Source organism: Mesorhizobium sp. WSM4836 (genome assembly GCF_055811815.1).
In genome coordinates, this window is sequence record NZ_JBVVQF010000019.1 from 92,616 (window position 1) to 114,472 (window position 21,857).

Below are 21,857 nucleotides of genomic sequence, written 5' to 3' on the forward strand. Positions count from 1 at the left end.
CACCACGGCTTGGGACAGCGCTACTCAGCTGCCGCCTTCTGCGGCACCGGTTCTTCCTCATCGTCGAACAGTGACGGCTGGTCAACCATCTCGAGCGGGCTCGGCTCGCCCCGGCGCCGCGCCCACAGCCTGACCAGCCAGCCGGAAAAATGCTCCATGTAGACGTAGATGACGGGTGTGACGAACAGCGTCAGTGCCTGCGAGGCGACAAGACCGCCGACCACCGCCACGCCGAGAGGCTGGCGCAATTCCGCGCTGGCGCCCGTGCCGAGCGCGATCGGGATGGTGCCCATCAGCGCGGCAAGCGTGGTCATCATTATCGGCCGGAAGCGCATCAGGCAGGCCTTGTGGATGGATTCGACGGGCGACATTCCCTCGCGCCTGAGTTCCAGCGCCACGTCGATCATCATGATGCCGTTCTTCTTGACGATGCCGATCAGCATCAGGATGCCGATCACGGCAATCACCGACAGATCCATCCCCGCCAGCCGCAATGCCACCAGCGCGCCCAGCACCGCTGATGGAAGCCCGGTCAGGATGGTGAGCGGATGGATGAAGCTCTCATAGAGCATGCCGAGCACGATATAGATGGTCAGGATCGCGCCGCCGATCAGCAGTCCCTGGTTGGAAAGCGAATCCTGGAAGGTCTTCGCCGTGCCCGAGAAAGTGGTCGAGATCGTCGGCGGCATGCCGATCTTTTCCTTCAGCGCATTGATGTGGCTTACGCTATCGCCGAGGGGTACGCCCTGCGGCAGATTGTAGGAGACGGTCACAGCCGGAAGCTGGCCGAGCTGATTGACGGTCAAAGCGCCGGCGGTCCGATCGACACGGGCGAACGCGCCGAGCGGCACCAGGTTGCCGCTCGCCGTTCTCACCTTGATCGCCAGCATCCGCTCGGGCGACCACTCGATCTTCGGATCGAGTTCCATGAACACGTCGTAGCTGTCGGCCGAACCGAACATGGTCGACACCTGCTGGGTGCCGAAACCGCCATAGAGACTGGAGCGCAACGTGTCGGTATCGACACCGAGGTTCGCCGCCTTGTCGCGGTCGATCACCAGCGTCGCCTGCAGCGCGTTGTTCTGCAGGTCATTGGTGACGTCGGAGAAGGCGGCATGATCGGCGGTCATCGCGTCCGTAAGCCTTTGCGCCCAGACGTTCGTCAGGCCGGTATCGAGGCCCTGCACGGCAAGCTGGTAGGCACTCGCCGAAGAACGCGCGCCGAGCCGCAGGTTCTGCACCGGCTGCATGTAGGTTTCGATGCCGGGCACATTGGCAAGCTGGCGCCGCAGATCCGAAAGCACCTTGTCGATGTTGGGGCGCTGATCCTTGTCTTTCAGCTGCACAAACAGCCGGCCCTGGTTGAGGGCATTGTTTCCACTGCCCGCCGACCAGCCGACATGCGCGACATAGGGCGAATGGGTGAAGACACCAGCCACTTGCCCCTGAAGCTTCACCATGGCGTCAAACGAAATGTCCTGGCGCGCAATGGTCGTCACCGAGACCTGGCCGATATCCTCCTGCGGGAAGAAGCCCTTCGGCGAGATCTGGATCAGCCACACGGACAGCCCGGCGGTCACGAGGAATACAAGGAAAACCAGGAAATTGTGACGCAGGCAGAATGTCAGCAGCCAGTCATAGCCCCGTATGAAGACGTTTTGCCTAGGGCCTTCCCCGTGCACTGCTTCCCGCTCGGCTTTCGACAATGACAACAGCCGCGAGCACAGCATCGGCGTCAACGTCAGCGAGACGAACATCGACCCCAGGATGGCGACCGTCACCACCACTGCGAATTCGTTGAAGATGCGCCCGATCACGCCGCCCATCAACAGGACCGGAATGAACACGGCGACCAGCGAGATCGAGATCGAAATGATGGTGAAGCCGATTTCGCGAGCGCCCTTGAGCGACGCTTCGAGGGCCGAGAGCCCGTCCTCCTCCATATGCCGGAAAATATTTTCCAGCATGACGATGGCATCATCGACGACAAGGCCGACCGCCAGCGTCAGCCCCATCAATGAGACGTTGTCGATGGAAAACCCGAACACATACATCACGCCCAGCGTGGCGATGAGCGAAATCGGTACCGCCACTGCCGGGATGACCGTGGCCGTCACCCGGCGCAGGAAGAGGAAGATCACCATCACCACCAGCGCGATGGTGAGCAGCAGCGTGAACTGCACGTCATCGACCGCCTCGCGGATCGACGTCGAGCGGTCATTGAGCAACTGGATGCTCGCCGCTGCCGGCATCTGACCCTCGAAGGAAGGCAGCATCGCCTTAACGCGGTCGACGACATCGACGGTGTTGGCATCCGGCTGGCGCTGCACCGCCATGATGATGGCTCGGGTGCCGTCATACCAGCTTGCCGTAGTCGTGGTCTCGACCGAATCGATGACGCGTGTCACCTCGCCGAGCCGTACGGGATGGCCGTTCTTGGTGGCGATAATGATGTTGGAGAACCCCGCCGCATTGGTCAGTTGAGTGTTCGCGGCAATGGTCAGCTGCTGTTTGTTGTTCTTGAGCACGCCGAGCGGCGTGTTGCTGTTGGCCGAAGCAATGGCCGTCTGCAGCTGGTCGATCGAGATGCCGCGAGCGGCGAGCGCCGTCGGATCGATCTGGACGCGCACGGCATATTTCTGCTGGCCGTAGATCGAAACCTGCGCAACGCCGTCGATCGTCGAGAGCGACGGCGAGATCACATTCTCGGCAAACGCGTCGAGATCGGTCAGCGGAATGGTGTCGCTGACCAGCGACATCAGCAGGATCGGCGCGTCGGCTGGATTGACCTTGCGATAGCTCGGCGGGCTGGTCATCTCCGGCGGCAATTGTCGTTGCGTGCGTGCGATCGCCGCCTGCACATCGGCGGCGGCCGCATCGATGTCGCGGTTGAGCACGAACTGAATGGCGATCGAGGTCGAGCCGAGCGAGTTGGTCGTCGAAATCGAATCGATGCCGGCGATAGTGGCAAACTGCTTGATCAGCGGCGTTGCCACCGAGGTCGCCATGGTTTCCGGCGAAGCCCCGGGCAGCGAGGCCGAGACATTGACCACCGGAAATTCCGCGCTTGGCAGCGCCGCGACCGGTAGGAATTTGTAAGCAAATAGTCCGCCCAGAACCAGGGCGAACGACATGAGCAGCGTGGCGACGGGCCTGCGGATGCAGAATTCGGAAATCATGGCTGTGTTCCGCCCGTCCGGTCAGCCTCGGCAACCTTCGGAGCCGCCTGGTCGCCGGTGCCGGTCGAAGCCTTGCCTTCGCGCACCGCCGCGCCGTTCTTCAGCTTGGTCTGGCCTTCGACGACGACACGCTCGCCGCTTTTCAATCCTTGGCTGATCGCGGTGTTGGTGCCTTCCGTCAGCGCGACCTGCACCGGCCGCATTTCAACGGTGTTGTCCGGCTTGATCACATAGACAAACGGGCCCTTCTGGCTGGGCTGAACGGCGACCGTCGGAACGGACGTCATTTGTGGCATGATGCCGGCATCGAGCACGACGTTGACATATTGGCCCGGCCACAGCGAAAGATCGGCGTTGGGCACGCTGGCCCGCGTTGCGATCGTGCCGGACGCCGTGTCTACGCTGGAATCGACGAAGTCCAGCGTTCCCTTGCCGATCGGCTTGGGGTCGCCATCCTTGGTCAGCGTCACCGCACCTTGCTGCGGCGCCGCCAGCGCCTTGTGCAGCAAGGCAAGATCGCTTTCGGGGAGATTGAAATTCACCTGCAGCGGGTCGACCTGCGTGATCGTCACCAGCGGGGTCGACGTGCTGCTGCCGTTGCTGGTGGTGACGAGATCGCCGACGGCGACGCTGACCGCGCCAAGCCTGCCGGAGATCGGTGCCCTGATTGTGGCGAAGCCAAGCTGGATTTGGTCCGCATCGATCATTGCCTTGTCGGCGTCGACGGTGGCCGCGGCGGATTTCTGCGCCGCGACAGCCTGATCGTAGGTTTGCTGTGTCCCGGCCTGCCTGGCGACGAGATTTTTGGCGCGCTGAAGATCGGCCGTGGCGCTGGCAAGCAGCGCTTGGTCTTTCGCGAGCGTCGCCTGATCGCGTGCCAGTTGCGCCTTCAACGAACGGTCATCCAGCGAGAACAGAAGGTCGCCAGCCTTCACCATCTGTCCGTCCCTGACCGCGATTGCGACGATCTGACTCGATATCCGCGCGTTGATGCTGACCACGGCAGGAGAGGACACGAAACCGATGGCATAACGCCGGACCGGGAAATCGGCCGTCGAAGCGGTGGCGGCAACCACCGAAGTCGAACGCGCGGCATTTGCCGCTGCAGCGGGCTTGTCCGCCGCCGCCGTCTGCTTCGCCGACAGCATCTGCTGAAGACCGCTCATCGCGCTGGGCGAAAGATAGAGCCACGCCGCGGAAACGCAGGCTGCAGCGATCACCGCAAATACGATCTTTCCGCGCATCGACAGAAGGCCTCTCGATCCGACACGCCGTTATCCGGTGGCCGCAGTCTAGCTCAACTCGCAGCCTCTTGCCGCGCTTTTGCGAGATAATAGAGGATGCCGAAGGCGAAAAAGGGCCAAAACCCGTCATTACGAAGATTTAATGTGCAGTGCACAATAAAACGGCAGCTAACGCAGCATTGGCCACAGCGTCGCCGCCAGCATCACGCCCATGGCGATGTTGAACCATTTGAGCCGCACCGCATCTGCCAGAAAACCGCGCAGCGCCATACCAAAACCGGCCCAGGTCGAAATGCTCGGCAGCATGACGACGGCGAAAGCGGCCGCGATCAGCACCACCGAAACAAACGGACGTTCCGGATTGGTATAGAAGGCCATGGCTGTAATCGCCATCACCCAAGCCTTGGGATTGACCCACTGGAAAGCCGCAGCCTCGATGAAGCGCATCGGCTGGCCCTTCGCCTCGCCTTCGCCGCCGAGCGAGCGCGACGTGGCGATCTTCCAGGCGAGATAAAGCAGGTAGAGGCCGCCGGCGATCTTCAATCCGGTATGCAGCACCGGAAAGGCCGTCAACACGGCGCCAAGCCCGAAGCCTACGGCAAGCAACAGCACGAGGAAGCCGAAGCCGATGCCGAGCATGTGTGGCACCGTCTTGCCCAAGCCGAAATTCACGCCCGAGGCCAAAAGCATGAAGTTGTTCGGGCCCGGCGTGATCGAGGTCACGAAGGCATAGACTAGCAAGGCGAAAAATGCGTCGAATGTTATGCTGTTCCCCTAATCAATGCGATCGGTGGCAAAGCGACGACATAGAGCCCCAGCGCCGGACGATCACATCCCTTGCGGGCCGCGGTTCATCGCCGCCACTCCGGTACGGCAGATTTCAACCAGCCCGAGCGGTTTCATGATGGCGATGAACTGATCGAGCTTGGAGCCCTTGCCGGTGATCTCGAAGATGAAATGCTCGGTGTTGGCATCGATGACGCTGGCACGGAATGCATCGGCGAGCCGAAGCGCCTCGACGCGCGCTTCACCGGTGCCGGCGACCTTGACCAGCGCGAGTTCCCGCTCCAGTGGCCGCTCCTGTCCGAATTCCTGCGACCGCACGGTGAGATCGACGACACGGTGCACCGGCACGATGCGCTCGAGCTGGTGCTTGATCTGCTCCAGCACGTGCGGCGTGCCGCGCGTCACGATGGTGATGCGCGACAGGTGCTTTTCGTGCTCGGTTTCCGAGACCGTCAGGCTCTCGATGTTGTAGCCACGTCCGGAGAACAGGCCGATGACCCGGGCAAGCACGCCCGGCTCGTTGTCGACGAGGACCGAAAGCGTGTGGTTCTCTGGTTTTTCCGTCTCCTTGGCTATGAAATAGGCGGAGCCGGTCGGTTGCAACTGTGCGTTCATGGGGTGACTTTTCTATCCTCGATGTTTGGTTGTCCAACACGGCCGAGATACTTTTGCGGCCTTTGCCTATAGCGGCTTTTCCATAATTGTTCCTAGAGCAAGCTTCCTTAGCAGAGGCTCCCGTCAGCTTTTGAAGGCGACTGAAGATGCAATATGTTCGACCACATCCCGCAATTCTTGCATTTGCGCTTCATTGCCCATCACAACCAAACGCAAAAAGAGGCCGGCTTTTCCAATGCTGAAGCGCTGGGAGAACTGCTTGATGCTCCCATCCAAGGTGACTGTGCCCTCAAGCAAAATACCCTCTGCACCGGCAAACTTTATTGGCCTGATTGACCGGATCTCCGCAGCCCTGAAGCTTGACGTAGTCCTGAGCTGGGTTTCAGCCATTTTCTCCAGGCTGTCGGGTGCCACTGGTCCTGCTTGATGAATCACAAGCAAGATCGGTTGCATATTGCCGGAGTTCAAATCGTTTGGACCGACAGTGAGCAGCACTCCCGCGCCTGCCGGTGTGCCTATGAACCGAAAGGGTTCGACCACCTTGAGTTCAAATGGCAAGAGCGAAAGCTGCTCCTCTTCCGATGCCACAATTCCGGTCTTCACCGAAGCAAAGACAGCCTTGACGATTGAAGGTTCAAGGGAATTTGGTTCCATGACTTGCAGGGTCACTAAGGATGTTTTGTTTCCGCCATACAGAGCCATCCACTTGTCAAAACGGCCGTCCAAAGTGCTCTGCGTGCCATGTATAAGCGGGATAGATCCCCCTGTATTTATCTTCAGCCACTCGAGAGTATTTGCTTTGATGCCCCCGCTGGAGAATTTTTCATTTATTTTGCCGATATCTGAAAAAAGCGATGACATTTGACCGAACGCCTCTTTGGGTAATTCGGTAACTGCGATCGTTCCCTTTATGTCATGGTTCACAAAACCGGCAAAATCTCCCGCGGGCTCGAAACCTTTCGGGGGAGCTAGCGATACAGTCGTTCCTCGCACCCTAAGGACATCCTGGGCTATCGCCGTGTCATTGACGGCAAGGACGATTAAAAATGCGCACAGCACACCAACCATGTTGTGCAACATCAACCAAAATGCCCTTGCTGACTTCGTCATGTTGTTAACCTGCTTTCAGCAGTTGCGGGCTATACCAGTTCCCTGCCCTTGGCGTCGATCGCGTTGGCCACGGCTTCGTCGGTCGCCTCGTCAGGCAACAGCATCTCGTTATGCGCCTTTCCGGACGGGATCATCGGGAAACAGTTGGCGAGCGTCGCCACGCGGCAGTCGAACAGGACAGGCTTCTTGACCGCGATCATCTCCGTGATGGCGTCGTCGAGTTCATCCGGCTTGTCGCAGCGAATGCCGTGGCCGCCGTAGGCTTCGGCGAGCTTGACGAAATCCGGCATCGCCTCGGTGTAGGAATGCGACAACCGGTTGCCGTGCAGCAGCTGCTGCCACTGCCGCACCATGCCCATATATTGGTTGTTGAGGATGAAGATCTTGATTGGCGCCTCGTGCTGCACCGCCGCGCTCATCTCCTGCATCGTCATCTGCACCGAAGCATCGCCCGCGATATCGATGACCAGCGCATCCGGATGCGCGATCTGCACACCGAGCGCGGCCGGCAGGCCGTAGCCCATCGTGCCCAGTCCGCCAGAGGTCATCCAGCGGCTCGGCTTCTCGAAATGATAGTGCTGTGCCGCCCACATCTGATGCTGGCCGACCTCGGTGGTGATGTAGGTATCGAGGTCCTTGGTCAGCGCATAGAGCCGCTGGACGGCATATTGCGGCATGATCACCTCGTGGTTCATCTTGTAGGCGAGCGAATCGCGGGCGCGCCATTTGGCGATCTGCTCCCACCACGGGTGAAGCGCCTTCTTGTCGGCCTTGGCGGTTGCCCGCCACAGCCGCACCAGATCCTCCAGCACACGCCCGACATCGCCGATGATCGGCACGTCGGTGTGGACGTTCTTGTTGATCGACGACGGGTCAATGTCGATGTGGATCTTCTTCGAATTCGGCGAAAACGCCGTCAGCCGCCCGGTGATGCGGTCGTCGAAGCGCGCGCCGATGCAGAGCATGACGTCGCAATCGTGCATCGCCATATTTGCTTCATACGTGCCGTGCATGCCGAGCATGCCCATCCAGTTCTTGCCCGACGCGGGGTAGGCACCGAGGCCCATCAGCGTCGAGGTGATGGGAAAGCCGGTGAGGTCGACCAGCTCGCGCAGCAAATGGCTCGCCTCCGGGCCGGAATTGACGACGCCGCCGCCCGAATAGATGATCGGCTTCCTGGCGCCGGCCATCAGCTCGACCGCCGCCTTGATCTTTTCCAGATCGCCCTGAACCTTCGGCTGGTAGCTGGTGCGTGGCGCCGTCTGCGGCGGGACATAGATGCCCTTGGCAAACTGAACGTCCTTCGGAATGTCGACGACGACCGGACCGGGGCGGCCTGTCGTTGCCACATGGAAGGCCTCGTGGATCGTTGCCGCGAGCTCGTTGACGTCTTTCACCAGCCAGTTGTGCTTGGTGCAGGGCCGCGTGATGCCGACCGTGTCGCACTCCTGGAACGCATCCGAGCCGATCAGCGAAGTCGGCACCTGGCCGGTCAGGCAGACCAGCGGGATCGAGTCCATCAGCGCGTCCTGCAACGGCGTCACCGCATTGGTGGCGCCCGGCCCCGAGGTCACCAGCATGACGCCGGCCTTGCCGGTCGAGCGCGCATAGCCTTCCGCCGCGTGGCCGGCGCCCTGCTCGTGGCGGACGAGGATGTGCTCGACCTCGTCCTGCTGGAAGATTTCATCGTAGATTGGCAGAACCGCGCCGCCCGGATAGCCGAAAACATGCTTGACGCCATTGTCCTTCAGCGCCTGCACCACCATTTCGGCGCCAGTCATTTCAGTTCTTGGCATTTCGCGCCGCTCATTCTGTCCACTGCTCATCGGTCTGGTCCCGTACTGTTCGCCGTCGGGCGATTGCTGGTCGTTTAGTCGTATTTCGGGCAATAAAAAAGGCCCCCGAGGGAGCCTGTGTCTTGCGCATGGGAGGTCATCGCCCGGCGGTTACACCGCCTTGCCCACGCGCTTTCCTACGAGAATGAGTGCCTTTTTCATGGTGGCGGACAATAGAATTGGTTTGACGCCGCTGTCAACGGCGAATGTGCACGGGCCTGATCAGGCTGAACCGATGCGTTTCCAGTAGATGAGGGTGCCTGTCAGCCCGCCATGCGGCTGCAGCGCATAATCCGGTATTTCGCCGGCCAGCGTGAAGCCGAGCTTTTCATAGAGGCCGGAAGCCCCGTCCTCTTTTGCCGTGTCGAGGACCAACAGCGTGCGGCCTTTCTCCACGGCAACGGCTTCCGCCGCCTCCATCAGGCGGGTTGCGATGCCCCTGCCGCGATATTCGAGGCTGGTCATCAGCTTGGCGATCTCGGCCCGGTGCGGCTGGTTGGGAGGGCAGTCGAGCAGCAAGGTGACGGTGCCGACCAGAGACTCGCCGTTCCAGGCCCCAAGCACCGCCCTTTCGCCTCTGGCAGCCGCCTGAAGCGACTTGTTCCAGAAGGCCGCGGCCATCTCCGGCGCCAGCGGATGCATGAAGCTGACCGAGCCGCCGGCAGCGACTGTCCCGATCAGCAGATCCGCCAGCATTTTTTGCGTTCCGCCAATGCTGGTGAGTGGCCTGATTTCGATCGAACTCATGTGGTTCCCCTGCACCGTCCGTCAGTCGAAATGACTGGTCCGCTTCCGCTTCCTGGCACGGCGGATTTCCGCGATGCGATCGGCGTCTTTCTCTTGCAGATGTCGCCCGCGTTCCAGCAGTTCGAGCGTGTATTCCTCGTAGGTGGCCCAGCCGCTCGGCCTTGTCCAGCCGCATCAGCATGATCTCGCGGCTCGGCACTTTCCATGCCTGGGCATGGGCGGTCCGCCAGGCAAGAAAGACATAGGGGTCGCCCTTGCCCCAGGGCGGACCGTCATGGTCGTCGAGCGGCGGACCGCCATTGTCGGAGCGTTTCGGACGGCGCGCTTTCACCTCAACTCCTGGCCAACGCGACCAGATAGTCGGCGGCGTCCGGCCCCGGAGCGTGAAAGACGCAATCGGATGGCGCGCCGAGCGCCAGGCAGTCGCCGGGTTCGAGCCTGTGAACGATTTCGCCCTCGGTGAATTCCAGCCGCCCGGAGATCAGCCAGATCTGTTGCCTGATGAAGGCATAGGACGCCGCCGGGAAACTTACCTTGGCGCCGGCCGGCAACTGGACCCGGATCAGTTCGAACGGCATGTCCGAAACCGGCGAAAGGTGCCGTCGCACATAACCCGTAGCCGGATCGCGCCAGACCGGCTGGTCACGTGCGCGAAGCAGGCCACCGCCTTGCAATTCCGCCCTTGCGATCAAAGTGGACAGCGTCATGCCGAAGGCGGCCGCAATGCGCACGAGGAGTGTCGCCGTCGGGCTCGTCATGCCGCGCTCTATCGTGCTCAGCATGGCTTTCGAGACATCGGACCGCTCCGCCAATTCCGCCAGGGACCAGCCGCGAGCCACCCTTTCGGCATGTATTCTTCTGCCGATGGTCGATGAGATGTCGTTCATTATACCATCCATTCATCCAATATATCGAAATTTCCCATGGCGCAACGGCTGTCTCGTCCAGTTTTAGCGAACGCCTTAATGCCCGTTAAACCATCCGGCCTCATCCCACCTTAACCCCGTTCGCCTAGGCTCATGGCTTGGGAAAAGGGGATCGGCCTGTCCATGCTCGTTGAACGCGAAGCCTCCATTGGAGAATCGACTTTGCTGGAGCGCCGCAGGGCGGAGCAGAACGACAAGCGTATTCTGGGCAATGTCGTGCAATGCGATGGCGCGCGCGCCACTATCAGCGCTTATGCCGACGATATCGAAGGCACGGTCACCGGCCTGTGGAGCGTCGGCAAGATGATCTCGATCAATCTCGGTTCATCACGAACCGTCGGCCTGGTCTACGAAATCGGCAAGTCGGACCGTACCTGGAGCAGCGAGGGCCAGAATCCGATCGAGGTCAGCATCGAATTGATCGGCGAGGTGCGCGACGGTGCCGAACCCGGCGCGAAGCCGGTCTTCGACCGTGGCATCATGACCTATCCGCATATAGGCGCCATTGCCCATCGTATCCGCAGCCGCGACTTGCAGGCCGTCTACGATCTCGCCGGTCGTGATTCGATTACCATCGGCACGCTGTCGCAGGACGAGGCCATCGACGCCAATATCGCCATCGACGACACCCTGGCGCGACATTTCGCCATCGTCGGCACCACCGGGGTCGGTAAATCGACTGCCGTGTCGCTGCTCTTGCGCAAGTCGATCGCCGCCCGGCCCGACCTGCGCGTGCTCATCCTCGACCCACACAACGAGTTCGCCGCGTCGTTGCCCGAACATTGCGTCAGGGTCGATTCGACGACGCTCGACCTGCCCTTCTGGATGTTCAAGCTCGAGGAATTTGCCGAGGTGCTGTTTCGCGGCCGCGAGACGGTCGCGGAAGAGGTCGACCACTTGCGTGATCTCATTCCCGCGGCCAAGAACCTCTACCGCAATCCGAACTCCGGCAACTACCTACGGCGCAGCACCGACGCGCTGACCGCCGATACGCCGGTGCCATATCGCATTGCCGACCTTATCAAGCTGGTCGACGAGCGCATGGGACTGCTGGAAAGCAAGAACGACCGCCCGACCCTCAGGTCACTGAAGACACGTATCGAATCGGCGGCGTCCGATCCGCGGTACCGTTTCATGTTCAACTCGCGCCTGATCGAGGACACCATCCACGAGACGATCGGCAACATTTTCCGCGTGCCGCATCACGGCCGCCCGGTGACCTGCTTCGAAATGGCCGGCATGCCGTCCGAGGTCGTCAATTCCGTATGCTCGGTGCTGGCGCGGCTGGCCTTCGACCTGGCGTTGTGGAGCGAAGGCCGCTTGCGGCTGCTCTTCCTGTGCGAGGAAGCACATCGCTATATGCCGGCCGATCCGCGCCTCGGTTTCGCGCCGACGCGGCACGCATTGTCGCGCATCGCCAAGGAAGGCCGTAAATATGGCTGCTATCTCGGCATCGTCACCCAGCGCCCGGGCGAACTCGACCCAACCATCCTATCGCAATGCTCGACGTTCTTCGCCATGCGGCTCGCCAACGAGCAGGACCAGGCGATCATCCGCTCGGCGATTGCCGATTCGTCGGCTTCGACGCTGGCGTTCCTGTCTTCCATGGGCCAGCGCGAGGCCATCGCCTTCGGAGAAGGCGTGGCGACGACGATGCGGGTGAAGTTCGAAAAGCTCTCCGAGGATTTGATCCCCCGCACGGCCAAGCGCGAGAATGCCTTGCCGTCCGAAACCGGCGACGAGGTCGACCTCGTGGCGATCGTCGAACGACTGCGCAACGTGCCTAAATCACAGCAGGCAATGCCTTTCGCGGAAGTCGTCGATCCGGGCCGGCAGGCCGGCGATTCCGACTATCGCAAGCCGTCGGCCGCACGCACCCAGCGGAACGACGATTTCGACTTGCGATACGGCCTCAAGCCGGCGACCTTCGGGCTGCGTCCCCCAGAATGATTGAGCCGAGCAACCTTCAGGCAGCGCTCGCAGATATCACAGCTGAGCTTCGATGGCTGCCTTGTCTATAACTGACCACACCTGGCGAATTTTCCCTCTCTGGAACTCATAGAATACGTTCTCGGCAAACGAGATTCTCTTCCCGCTTACATCGAGCCCAAGGAACGTTCCCTTTGGCGCGCAGTCGAAGCTTAGCCGGCTCGCTATATAAGGGGGATCGGCAACCAATAGCTGAATGTCGAAGTAAAGGTCGGGAATTTCGTCGAAGTCTCTCACCAACATTTCGAGATAGCCGGATAATCCGAGCTTGCGACCGTTGTGGCTCACTTCATTATGAACAAACCGCCCCAGATTTGGCCAATCCTGCTTATTTAGACATGCAATATAGCCCCGATAAAGATCGGAGAGGTCGGATTTAGTCACGGCAGCACCTCTATTTCCGGCAAGCCCCGCAAAGGCAGCATCTCAGCTTGACTGGGTGACGTCGGTCTGCGTGCATCTGAAACGCAGAAAACGATACCAGACGGCCAGCATCACGAATTCAATGACGGAATTTCAGGCGCAGACGCGGTTGCGTCCTTGCCTCTTTGCCTCATAGAGCTGGCGGTCGGCGCGGCGATAGAACTCCTCCGCGGTTTCCTTGCGATCCCAGACGGCAAGCCCGACACTGGTGGTGATTTTCAGTCGGACATTGCCTGTCAGCACCGACATGTTGGCGATCGCCTTGCGGATGCGCTCGGCGAATTTAGATAGCAACTCGGCGTCCATATTGGGCGTGACCACCGCGAACTCCTCGCCGCCCAGGCGCGCCACCACGTCGTGATAGCGTGTCATGTCCTTGAGACAGTTGGCGACGGCCCGCAACACCTCGTCGCCGACATCGTGGCCGTGGCTGTCGTTGACCTGCTTGAAATGGTCGAGGTCGAGGATCATCAGCCCGACTGGTTTCTCGATGCGGCGGAACTCTTCGAGATATTCCTTCAGCGCATCGTCGAAATAACGCCGGTTCTGCATGCCGGTGAGGCTATCGGTGAGCGCCGCATGCTCAAGCGTCTCCGAACGCGCGCTGAGCGAAACGGTCATGGCGCGCAGCTTGCCTTCTTCCGTCGCCTGCTTTCGGATCAGCGGATAGATGAAGAAAATGCCGAAGAACAGCGCAGTCGCAAGCAGCACACCGGTCGCAAACAGCAGCTTGTTGAGATAGACGATTTCATCGAGTTCCGAAGGCGTATTGCCAATGTCGGCCGCCAGGGTTTGCAGGAGCCCATAGGCGTAAAGCATCACCAGGCCGGCGGCCAGGATCACAAAAATAAAGACGAAAAAGGCTGATTCCGCCTTGTGGAAACGCATCTGCTCCCCGTTGGAAAGTTCCCATCAATCTTATGGCATGCGGGAGCTTACGGACAGTTAACCTGGACAACTTCAACGCGAAATGTCGCTTCGGTGTCGACTTTTCAGGTTGCGCTCGAAGGAGGGGGTGAGATCACCCAGTCGATCCCCTCACCAGGACGCAATCTCTGCCATTCCGGGCCTAATTGGTGCCGGAACCAGGTCGCCTGCCGTTTGGCATATTGCCGCGTCGCGATTTTCGCGCGCTCGATGGCCTCGGGAAAACTGGTGGCGCCGGCCAGCGCGGCCTGAAGCTCGCGAACACCTATTGCTTTCATCGCCGGCAGGTCGGGATTGAGGCCGAGCGCTGAAAGCCGTTGCACCTCGTCCAGCGCCCCCTTGTCCAGCATGCGGTCGAAGCGGGCATCGATCCGCTCCACCAGTGCCGCTCGCTCCGGCTCGATGACGAAAAACCGCGCGCTGCTCCTGTCGATCAACGGCCGGCCACGCGCTGCCTGCCAGTCCAGGATGGAACGGCCCGACGCGTCGAGCACCTCCAGCGCCCGCACGATGCGCTGGCCATCCGTCGGCTTCAGCATCATGCCGGCCGCAGAATCCTCGCGCAACAGGATGCGGTGCAATGTCACTGCGCCCTGTTCCTGGAGCTCGTAGCGCCAGCGATCGCGGATCGACTTCGGAATGTCGGGCATCTCCGAGATACCTTCCGTTAGCGCACGGAAATAAAGCCCGGTGCCGCCGACGAAAATCACTTGCCGCCCCGAAAACGTGCCGTCGTCGATCAGCGTCGTCACATCACGCAACCAGGCGCCGGTGGAATAGGCGGTGGACGGATCGACATGTCCATAAAGAAAGTGGGGGACGCGGGCGAGTTCGGCAGGACCAGGCCGCGCCGTCAGCACATCGAGCACCGAATAGCCTTGCATTGAATCGGTGTTGACGATGACACCGCCATTGCGCTCGGCGAGGTCGAGTGCGAGCGCCGACTTGCCGCTGGCGGTCGGCCCGGCTATCAGGATCGCGTTCTTCACGCGGCCTTCGCCCGCCTGTCCGCTGGAATTTTCTATGCCGCTGATCGCCACGCTTCTGTCTCATCCCGCCGGCCGCGCATTGACGCCGACGCTAGCGAATATGGCCTCGCGGTCGGTCGGCGCAAGCGCTGTTCGCTGGCTGGCCGAAGGCATCGCCTGCGAGCTCGACTTGCCGGAGACCGCCGACGCTTCCGAAATAACGGCCCGCCTGCATGCCGCGCTTGCTTCCGAACCAATCGACGTAGCCGTCCAGCCGGCTGGGAACAGGCGCAAGAAGATCCTGATCGCCGACATGGATTCGACGATGATCGACCAGGAATGCATCGACGAGCTTGCCGACGAGATCGGCGTCAAGGATCGCGTCGCCGCCATCACGGCGCGATCGATGAACGGTGAGATCGCATTCGAGCCGGCCTTGCGCGAGCGCGTGGCCCTGCTCAAGGGTCTCGATGCCGCAATCATCGACCGCATCGTCGACAATCGCCTGACGCTTGCCTCCGGCGGCCGCACGCTCGTCCAGACAATGGCGGCCAACGGCGCCTGGACGGCGCTGATCTCCGGTGGTTTCGACATCTTCACCACCCGCATCGCAGCATTGCTCGGCTTCCACGAAAATCGCGCCAACCGGCTGATCGAGCAGGATCGTCGCTTCACCGGCTTGGTCGCCGAGCCGATCCTAGGCCGCGCCGCCAAGGCCGAAGCCCTTATCGAGGTTTCCGCCCGCCTCGGCCTGACGCCTGCCGATGCCATTGCCGTCGGCGATGGCGCCAACGATCTCGACATGATCCGTCTTGCCGGCATCGGCGTCGCCTTGCATGCCAAGCCGGCCGTGGCAGCAGAGGCAAAGATCCGCATCGACCACGGCGACCTCACCGCCTTGCTTTATCTGCAGGGTTATCGTCGGGAGGAATTTGTCGAATGACGCCGATCCGCACCGAGCGCCTGATCCTGCGCAACTGGGAAGATCGTGACCGCGAGCTCTTCCATCGCATCAATTCCGACGAGCGCGTCATGGAATTCTTTCCGTTTCGCCGCGACCGTGCCCAGTCGGACGCCAAGATGGAAGAGTTGCGCGCGGCTATCGATCGCAACGGCTTCGGCTTCGCGGCCGCTGAGATCGCAGCCACAGGTGAATGCATCGGCTTCGTCGGCATAACCCGAACCGATCATTTGCCCTTCCTGCCGCCCGGCACGATCGAGATCGGCTGGCGGCTGGCACCCGAATTCTGGGGCCGCTTCTATGTCACCGAAGCAGCCGAAGCCTGGCTCGCCCATGGCTTTGAAAGACTTGGCCTCGACGAAATCGTGTCCTTCGCAGTCAAGGATAACAGCCGGTCCACCGCCGTCATGGAGCGCCTGGGCATGATCGCCGACCCAGCCTCCGACTTCGATCATCCCGGTGTTCCGGACAGGCACACCGCACTCAGGCGGCATGTCTTCTACAGGCTGACACGGACAGACTGGCAGGCAACAAAAAGGGCGGCCCGCTAGCCGCCCTTTTTCTTTCAAGATCCGAGTGTTGCAGGCTCTTCCGGACTCAATCCATCCGGATCGTCACGAAACGCAGCTCGCCGGTCTTCGACGCCAGCATCAAAAGCGCGTTCTTGCGGCCTTGCTCCTTCAGCGCGCCGATCCGGTCCATGACGTCCTTGGGCGTTGCGACCGATTCCTGCGCGATCTCGGTGATCACCTCCCCCGGCTGGATGCCACGTTCGGCCGCCGCCGAATCCTTGGAGACGTCGGTCACGACGACGCCGGCTACATCCGCGGCGATGCCGAACTTCGTGCGCGTCTCGTCGTTGAGCTCGCCGATCGTCATGCCGAGCACGGAAGCCGTCGAGACCGCAGGCGCCTTATCGGCGTCGTCCTGGTCGGTGTTGCCGTTTTCACCACCGCTGGCAAGCTTTTCCCCGTCCTCGAGCCGGCCGAGCGTCACCTTGACGGTCTGCTCGACGCCCTTGCGCACGATGATCACGTCGACGGCCTTGCCGACCGGGCTTTCCGCCACGACGCGCGGCAGGTCTCGCATTTCATGGATGTCCTTGCCGTCGAACTTGATGATGACGTCGCCGGCCTGGATTGTGCCGTTGTCGACCGGCCCGCCCTTGATGACGCCGGCAACCAGCGCGCCCTTGGCGGTCGCCATGCCCAGGCTTTCGGCAATGTCGTCGGTCACCGGCTGGATGCGCACACCGAGCCAGCCGCGCCGCGTCTCGCCGAACTGGCGAAGCTGCTCGACTACGCCCGAGGCAAGCTGCGATGGGATCGAGAAGCCGATGCCGATCGAGCCCCCGGACGGCGAGATGATTGCCGTGTTGATGCCGATGACCTCGCCGCTGCTGTTGAACAGCGGTCCACCGGAATTACCGCGGTTGATCGCGGCATCGGTCTGGATGAAGTCGTCATAGGGGCCGGAATTGATGTCGCGATTGCGCGCCGAGACGATGCCGACCGTCACCGTGCCGCCGAGACCGAATGGATTGCCGATCGCCATCACCCAGTCGCCGACACGCATCTTATTGGAATCGCCGAACTTCACGGCTGTCAGTTTGTGCCCTTTCGGATCGACCTTCAGCACCGCGACGTCGGTCTTGGTATCGGTGCCGACCAGCGTCGCCTTGAGCGTCACCCCGTCGGAGAAATTCACCTCGATGTCATCGGCATCGGCAATGACGTGGTTGTTGGTCACTACGATGCCCTGCTCGGCGTCGACCACGAAGCCGGAGCCCAGCGACTGCACCTTTTGCCCGCCGCCGCCCTTGTCGCCGCCACGGTTCTTGAAGAAATCGTCGAAGAAGTCCTGGAAGGGCGAGCCTTCCGGCAGCTGCGGCATCGGCACTGCGCCCGGCCCCTCAGTGCCCTTCACCGTCTGCGACGTCGAGATGTTGACCACCGCGCCAAGCAGGCCGGCAGCGAGATCGGCGACCGAGGGCGGCCCGTCGGCTGCCACTGTCGGCGTCACGAACCACGGAACGGCAACGGCGCCGACCAGAAGCGCAGCGGCCCCGGCGATGAACGTCCGCCTCGCTGCGCGCAGAAGGGTGGTGGATGTCATCGAAAGGCCTCCGGGTGTTCTGAAAAAGGCGCTTCGGCAAAAACGCCGCGTTGCGTCATGTTGGCAAGAAATAAGGCACGTTTGCGGCTACGGCTACCGCCAGAGGATAAATCCTCCGTTACGCCGGCTCCCCCCTGCACCGGCCCTACTGGCCGGTGCTTGGCTGTGCCGCCGGTGCGGCGGGAGCGGCCGGCGCTGCCGGTGGTGCCGCCGGCGTTTCCTTGCTGTCCGGGTCGCGGAAAAAGCGGAAGAACTCGGAATTCGGCGACAGCACCATCGTCGTTCCGGTGCTGTTCAGCGCAGCGCCATAGGCATTCATCGATCGATAGAATTCGAAGAAGGCCGGATCGCGCTGATAGGCCCCGGCAAACGTGGCGCTGCGCTGGGCTTCACCTTCACCGCGCAGGATTTCAGACTCTTTTTGCGCTTCCGCGACGATTTCGACCACTTCGCGATCGGCGCGAGCCCTGATCCGCTGCGCTGCCTCATTGCCTCGCGCCCTCAGCCGCTCGGCTTCGGCCAGACGTTCGGCCTTCATACGGTCAAAGGTCTGCTGAGAGACTTCGGCCGTGAGATCGGTGCGGCGGATGCGGACATCCTCGATCTGCAGGCCAAGCGAGGTGGCATCGGGCCTCAGCTGATCGCGCACCTCGCGCATCATCACGGCGCGCTCTTCCGATAGCGCCGCCTCGAAGTCACGCAGGCCGTAGACGCGGCGCAAAGCGGCGTCGAGACGTGTCCTCAGCCGGGCCTCCGCCAGTTCGATCTGGCCAGAGACTGCGGCGCGGAACACACGCGGATCCGAGATACGATAGGCGATAAAGGCATCGACCTCATAGAACTTGCCGCCGGAAACCTGGACGCGGATATTATCGAGATCGAAGCGCAGGACCCTGTTTTCGATCAGCTGCACGGTGTCGGCATCGAAGAAGGAGAATGGCGCCTTGAAATAGATGCCCGGCTGGTTCTTGACGTCGACGATTTCGCCGAACCTGAGCACCAGCGCCTGCTGGCGCGCATTGACGACGAAGACCGACGAATAGAGCAGGAAAAGGATGACCGCGGCGATCACTGCAATGACGGGAAGACGGTTGGTTATCACTGGTTTCCTCCGGTGGCCGGTGCCGGCGCCTTCTGCTGCAATGCCGGCAGCGGCAGGTAGGGAACGACCCCTTGCCCGTTGCCCTGCTCGACGATCACCTTGCTCGAATCTTTCAGCACCCTCTCCATCGTTTCCAGGTAAAGCCGCTTGCGCGTCACTTCCGGCGCCTTGGCATATTCGTCATAGACCGAGATGAAGCGCTGCGCCTCGCCTTCGGCCTCCTGCACGACCCGGTTCTTGTAGGCGGCCGCGTCTTCGCGGATCTGTGCGGCCGCGCCACGCGCCTGGCCGAGCTTCTGGTTGGAATACTGATTGGCCTGCTCGACGAATTTGTCCTCGTCCTGTTCGGCCCGCTGCACCTCGTCGAACGCGTCCGCCACCTCGCGCGGCGGTGCGGCGTCCTCGATCGAAATGGCGTTGACGTTGAGGCCGGCCTTGTAGCCGTCCAGCGTCGTCTGGATAATCTCACGCACCGACGCCGCAATGCCTTGCCGGTCGTCGCGGAAAATGTCCTGCGCCGGGCGCCGGCCGACCGCTTCACGCATCGCGCTTTCGGCGACCTGCTGCAGCATGCCGCCCGGGTCGGACACGTCGAACAGATAGGCCTTAGGGTCGGAAACTTGATAGGCCACGGAGAATTGCACGTTGACGATGTTCTGATCGCCGGAAAGCATCAGACCATTGCCGCTGGTATTGCCGCCACCGATGCTGACAAGCTGCTCGGCGATGTTGGCGGTCTCGACCGTTTCGATGGGCCACCAGTGGAAATGCAGGCCAGGCTGCGAGAGCTCCGCCTTCGGCTTGCCGAACCTGAGTTCTACCGCAACTTCGTCGGGCTGCACGGTGTAGACCGCCTTGAACGCCCATAGCACCACCAGCACCGCAGCAATCAGCCCGAATACGGCCGGGCTCGGGCCACCGCCGCCCGGCAATGCGCGCCGCAACCTGTCCTGCCCGCGCCGGATGATATCCTCGAGATCGGGAGGCGAGCCCTGCGGGCCGCTGGGTCCTTTTGGTCCCTGACCCCAAGGCCCCTGATTGTTGCCGCCGCCCCACGGGCCGCCGCCGCCGCTCTTGTCGTTCCAGGGCATGAACGTCCTTTCGCTTGGAATTCCCTCAAGCGCCGGCTCACCGGCGCAAAATCCAATATTATTCTTCTATAGGGATGCAACGGCACGCTTTCAACGCGATCGGCTGCCGTCACAGTCCGCCTTCGGGTCCATTTAGACCTGTCGCGACGCTTTGTCGTCTTCAATGCACGTCGCGGCGCCGCTCGTAAACCGAATAGCGTGTCGCATGGCTGTCCTTCTCACCAGCCTCCACCTCCTGCGAGCGGACGATCCGCCACAGCGCCGGATCGATCGGCGGGAAATGGGCGTCGCCGTCGACCGCGGCCAAAACATGGGTCACGTGCAGCCGATCGGCCAACGGCAGCGCCTGAGCGTAGATCTCGCCGCCGCCGATGACGCAGATCTCGTCGGCGCCGGCGATGCAGCGCCCGCGCACCGTCGCCAGCGCGATTGCGTCCTCGATCGAGTGCGCGACTTCGACGCCCTCGGCGCGCCATGCCGTGTCTCGTGTCACCACGATGTTGAACCTGCCCGGCAACGGCCGGCCGATGCCTTCATAGGTCTTACGGCCCATGATGATGGGCTTGCCCATAGTGTCGGCTTTAAACCGCTTGAGATCGGTGGAAAGCCGCCACGGCAACCCACCCTCGCGCCCGATCACGCCGTTCTCGGCGATGGCGACATAAATTGCGAGGTCCATCAGCCGCCGTTCCCGCCATCGCCACCACTGTCGCCGGATGGCTCCAGCAGCAATATGTCGATGTCGTGCTCGGGGTAGAAGTTCTGCGCCTTCATCTCGAACGTCGTCGGTCCGATCTTCCTGAGGTTTTCGCCGCAAAACGAGACCAGGTTCTTCGGATCGCCCTTGTCGACGGTCAGCTTGAACGTGCCGATGTTTCCCGACGCCCAGTTGCCCCCCGTGATCAGGATATAGGCAATGCGGTTCTCGAAATAGTTGGGGTAGCCGTCGGGATCGTCCTTGGCTGCCTTGCGCACGGCATTCTCGAACGTGCCATCCATGCAGTAGCGGGTCTTGTAGGCGGCATACTGACCCTGGAATTGACCGTCATAGAAGAAGCTGACCGAGGAGGTGCCACCGACGCTCGGCTTGTAGCGATGCGAGACATGGACCGCCTTGTTGGCCGGAAAGGTCGAGCGCCACCAATAAGTCGAGTGCAATTGCCAGAACGGCGTATAGACGGTCTTCATGCCCGAACCGTCGTCGGCAGTGTCCTCGATGATGATGCCGCGGTTGACCCAATCGTCGGCGACCGCTTGCGGCAGCTTTGCCAACGCTGCCTTGGCCGCATCGCCGAACGGATAGAACGGCACACCCTGCGCCTTCAGGTCGGCGCCGATATCGATGCCGAGCGCGAACACCTTCTGCTCGAGCTGTGGCTTTGCCGGCACCCCGTCGATCGTCACTTCGAAGCCAAGGAAATTGTCGCTCTGCGCCTCCGGAATTGCCGGTATTTCTTCGGGGTCGCCTTCGATGTCAGGCATCGGAAAGGCGACGATCGCATCGACATCCTTGTCGGTGTTGTTGCGGAAGACATAATCGACCGTCACCTTTTCCGGCGAGATGTAGAGATCCTCGCTTTCCATCGCCACCGCATCGCTGCGCGACAGGATCAGCCCACCAGTGCCGAGTTCGGCGACCGAATCATTCGCGAGCGCAGGCGTAGCCGAGAGCGCCAAGGCTGCGGTCAGGACGTAACGGAACATGGAAACTCCCCCGGCGAAAACGCCAACATGACTCTAGCTGTTCAATGTGGCGTTTCAAAGCCTTTCGGCAAATGCGCCGGCGCCTGCCGGCATGTCGTGTCGGTCTAGACACGTCGGTCGCGATCGGGCAGGAGT

19 protein-coding genes and 1 pseudogene are annotated in these 21,857 nt (G+C 61.6%); 3 read left to right on the forward strand and 17 right to left on the reverse strand.

The genetic code is table 11. The features are described 5' to 3' along the window. Positions 1-20: 20 nt before the first annotated feature. From AC0L2P_RS21720 to AC0L2P_RS21760, 9 genes and pseudogenes are all read right to left on the reverse strand, one after another. The gene (locus tag AC0L2P_RS21720) at positions 21-3,179 is read right to left on the reverse strand and encodes an efflux RND transporter permease subunit (protein WP_473503868.1); all 3,159 of its coding nucleotides are present in this window, start codon (positions 3,177-3,179) and stop codon (positions 21-23) included. Further along, complete coding sequence (locus AC0L2P_RS21725; RefSeq protein WP_473503870.1) at positions 3,176-4,423, reverse strand: efflux RND transporter periplasmic adaptor subunit; 1,248 nt, start codon at positions 4,421-4,423, stop codon at positions 3,176-3,178. The genes AC0L2P_RS21720 and AC0L2P_RS21725 overlap by 4 nt, the downstream gene beginning before the upstream one ends. 168 nt (positions 4,424-4,591) lie before the next feature. Further along, on the reverse strand, positions 4,592-5,188 hold the full coding sequence (locus tag AC0L2P_RS21730; protein WP_473503937.1) for a LysE family translocator: 597 nt from the start codon (positions 5,186-5,188) through the stop codon (positions 4,592-4,594). 63 nt (positions 5,189-5,251) lie between these two features. Beyond that, positions 5,252-5,824, reverse strand: coding sequence for an acetolactate synthase small subunit (ilvN, locus tag AC0L2P_RS21735; RefSeq protein WP_023676680.1), 573 nt, complete (start codon positions 5,822-5,824; stop codon positions 5,252-5,254). Positions 5,825-5,947: 123 nt separating this feature from the next. Continuing rightward, complete coding sequence (locus tag AC0L2P_RS21740) at positions 5,948-6,934, reverse strand: hypothetical protein (protein ID WP_473503872.1); 987 nt, start codon at positions 6,932-6,934, stop codon at positions 5,948-5,950. A 29-nt stretch (positions 6,935-6,963) separates the two neighbouring features. After that, the gene (locus AC0L2P_RS21745; protein ID WP_473503874.1) at positions 6,964-8,760 is read right to left on the reverse strand and encodes an acetolactate synthase 3 large subunit; all 1,797 of its coding nucleotides are present in this window, start codon (positions 8,758-8,760) and stop codon (positions 6,964-6,966) included. Positions 8,761-8,991: 231 nt separating this feature from the next. Continuing rightward, complete coding sequence (locus AC0L2P_RS21750; protein WP_473503876.1) at positions 8,992-9,516, reverse strand: GNAT family N-acetyltransferase; 525 nt, start codon at positions 9,514-9,516, stop codon at positions 8,992-8,994. Positions 9,517-9,537: 21 nt separating this feature from the next. Further along, a pseudogene (locus AC0L2P_RS21755) lies at positions 9,538-9,847 on the reverse strand (hypothetical protein). Position 9,848: 1 nt separating this feature from the next. Further along, positions 9,849-10,415 carry a helix-turn-helix domain-containing protein gene (locus AC0L2P_RS21760; RefSeq protein WP_473503878.1) on the reverse strand — a complete coding sequence of 189 codons (567 nt, stop codon included), beginning with the start codon at positions 10,413-10,415 and terminating at the stop codon, positions 9,849-9,851. A gap of 150 nt (positions 10,416-10,565) precedes the next feature. Here AC0L2P_RS21760 and AC0L2P_RS21765 point away from each other — a divergent pair, with 150 nt between their 5' ends. Next, positions 10,566-12,392: an ATP-binding protein gene (locus tag AC0L2P_RS21765; RefSeq protein ID WP_473503880.1), complete on the forward strand. Its 1,827-nt coding sequence runs from the start codon at positions 10,566-10,568 to the stop codon at positions 12,390-12,392. 36 nt (positions 12,393-12,428) lie between these two features. Here the strand turns inward: AC0L2P_RS21765 and AC0L2P_RS21770 are convergent, their stop codons facing one another. The 3 genes from AC0L2P_RS21770 to miaA all read right to left on the reverse strand — a co-directional run bounded on the left by AC0L2P_RS21770 (position 12,429) and on the right by miaA (position 14,815). Further along, the gene (locus tag AC0L2P_RS21770) at positions 12,429-12,815 is read right to left on the reverse strand and encodes an ester cyclase (protein WP_473503882.1); all 387 of its coding nucleotides are present in this window, start codon (positions 12,813-12,815) and stop codon (positions 12,429-12,431) included. A gap of 132 nt (positions 12,816-12,947) precedes the next feature. Further along, positions 12,948-13,742 carry a GGDEF domain-containing protein gene (locus tag AC0L2P_RS21775; protein ID WP_473503884.1) on the reverse strand — a complete coding sequence of 265 codons (795 nt, stop codon included), beginning with the start codon at positions 13,740-13,742 and terminating at the stop codon, positions 12,948-12,950. A gap of 104 nt (positions 13,743-13,846) precedes the next feature. Continuing rightward, positions 13,847-14,815: a tRNA (adenosine(37)-N6)-dimethylallyltransferase MiaA gene (miaA, locus tag AC0L2P_RS21780; protein WP_473503939.1), complete on the reverse strand. Its 969-nt coding sequence runs from the start codon at positions 14,813-14,815 to the stop codon at positions 13,847-13,849. Here miaA and serB point away from each other — a divergent pair. Beyond that, positions 14,805-15,692, forward strand: a complete 888-nt coding sequence (gene serB / locus AC0L2P_RS21785; RefSeq protein WP_473503886.1) for a phosphoserine phosphatase SerB — start codon at positions 14,805-14,807, stop codon at positions 15,690-15,692. The two genes, miaA and serB, sit on opposite strands and share 11 nt — an antisense overlap. Then, the gene (locus AC0L2P_RS21790) at positions 15,689-16,261 is read left to right on the forward strand and encodes a GNAT family N-acetyltransferase (protein WP_473503888.1); all 573 of its coding nucleotides are present in this window, start codon (positions 15,689-15,691) and stop codon (positions 16,259-16,261) included. The genes serB and AC0L2P_RS21790 overlap by 4 nt, the downstream gene beginning before the upstream one ends. 46 nt (positions 16,262-16,307) lie before the next feature. Here AC0L2P_RS21790 and AC0L2P_RS21795 read toward each other — a convergent pair whose 3' ends face one another. The 5 genes from AC0L2P_RS21795 to AC0L2P_RS21815 form a co-directional block, all read right to left on the reverse strand. Beyond that, a complete protein-coding gene (locus AC0L2P_RS21795) occupies positions 16,308-17,825 on the reverse strand; it encodes a DegQ family serine endoprotease (protein ID WP_473503890.1) in 1,518 nt (505 codons plus the stop codon). A gap of 145 nt (positions 17,826-17,970) precedes the next feature. Next, complete coding sequence (gene hflC, locus AC0L2P_RS21800; protein WP_473503941.1) at positions 17,971-18,924, reverse strand: protease modulator HflC; 954 nt, start codon at positions 18,922-18,924, stop codon at positions 17,971-17,973. Further along, positions 18,924-20,018: an FtsH protease activity modulator HflK gene (gene hflK / locus AC0L2P_RS21805; RefSeq protein WP_473503892.1), complete on the reverse strand. Its 1,095-nt coding sequence runs from the start codon at positions 20,016-20,018 to the stop codon at positions 18,924-18,926. Before hflK ends, hflC begins: the two co-directional genes overlap by 1 nt. Positions 20,019-20,178: 160 nt before the next feature. After that, complete coding sequence (locus tag AC0L2P_RS21810; protein ID WP_473503894.1) at positions 20,179-20,697, reverse strand: dihydrofolate reductase; 519 nt, start codon at positions 20,695-20,697, stop codon at positions 20,179-20,181. Then, positions 20,697-21,722: a DUF4424 domain-containing protein gene (locus AC0L2P_RS21815; RefSeq protein WP_473503896.1), complete on the reverse strand. Its 1,026-nt coding sequence runs from the start codon at positions 21,720-21,722 to the stop codon at positions 20,697-20,699. The genes AC0L2P_RS21810 and AC0L2P_RS21815 overlap by 1 nt, the downstream gene beginning before the upstream one ends. Positions 21,723-21,857: the final 135 nt, after the last annotated feature.

Coding starts and splice junctions, on each gene's coding strand:
- AC0L2P_RS21810 (WP_473503894.1), bottom strand. CDS start 20,697: ATGGACCTCGCAATTTATGTCGCCATCGCCGAGAACGGCGTGATCGGG.
- AC0L2P_RS21775 (WP_473503884.1), bottom strand. CDS start 13,742: ATGCGTTTCCACAAGGCGGAATCAGCCTTTTTCGTCTTTATTTTTGTG.
- hflK (WP_473503892.1), bottom strand. CDS start 20,018: ATGCCCTGGAACGACAAGAGCGGCGGCGGCGGCCCGTGGGGCGGCGGC.
- ilvN (WP_023676680.1), bottom strand. CDS start 5,824: ATGAACGCACAGTTGCAACCGACCGGCTCCGCCTATTTCATAGCCAAG.
- AC0L2P_RS21765 (WP_473503880.1), top strand. CDS start 10,566: ATGCTCGTTGAACGCGAAGCCTCCATTGGAGAATCGACTTTGCTGGAG.
- AC0L2P_RS21795 (WP_473503890.1), bottom strand. CDS start 17,825: ATGACATCCACCACCCTTCTGCGCGCAGCGAGGCGGACGTTCATCGCC.
- AC0L2P_RS21725 (WP_473503870.1), bottom strand. CDS start 4,423: ATGCGCGGAAAGATCGTATTTGCGGTGATCGCTGCAGCCTGCGTTTCC.
- AC0L2P_RS21720 (WP_473503868.1), bottom strand. CDS start 3,179: ATGATTTCCGAATTCTGCATCCGCAGGCCCGTCGCCACGCTGCTCATG.
- AC0L2P_RS21760 (WP_473503878.1), bottom strand. CDS start 10,415: ATGGATGGTATAATGAACGACATCTCATCGACCATCGGCAGAAGAATA.
- AC0L2P_RS21815 (WP_473503896.1), bottom strand. CDS start 21,722: ATGTTCCGTTACGTCCTGACCGCAGCCTTGGCGCTCTCGGCTACGCCT.
- AC0L2P_RS21745 (WP_473503874.1), bottom strand. CDS start 8,760: ATGAGCAGTGGACAGAATGAGCGGCGCGAAATGCCAAGAACTGAAATG.
- serB (WP_473503886.1), top strand. CDS start 14,805: ATGCCGCTGATCGCCACGCTTCTGTCTCATCCCGCCGGCCGCGCATTG.
- AC0L2P_RS21740 (WP_473503872.1), bottom strand. CDS start 6,934: ATGACGAAGTCAGCAAGGGCATTTTGGTTGATGTTGCACAACATGGTT.
- AC0L2P_RS21790 (WP_473503888.1), top strand. CDS start 15,689: ATGACGCCGATCCGCACCGAGCGCCTGATCCTGCGCAACTGGGAAGAT.
- AC0L2P_RS21750 (WP_473503876.1), bottom strand. CDS start 9,516: ATGAGTTCGATCGAAATCAGGCCACTCACCAGCATTGGCGGAACGCAA.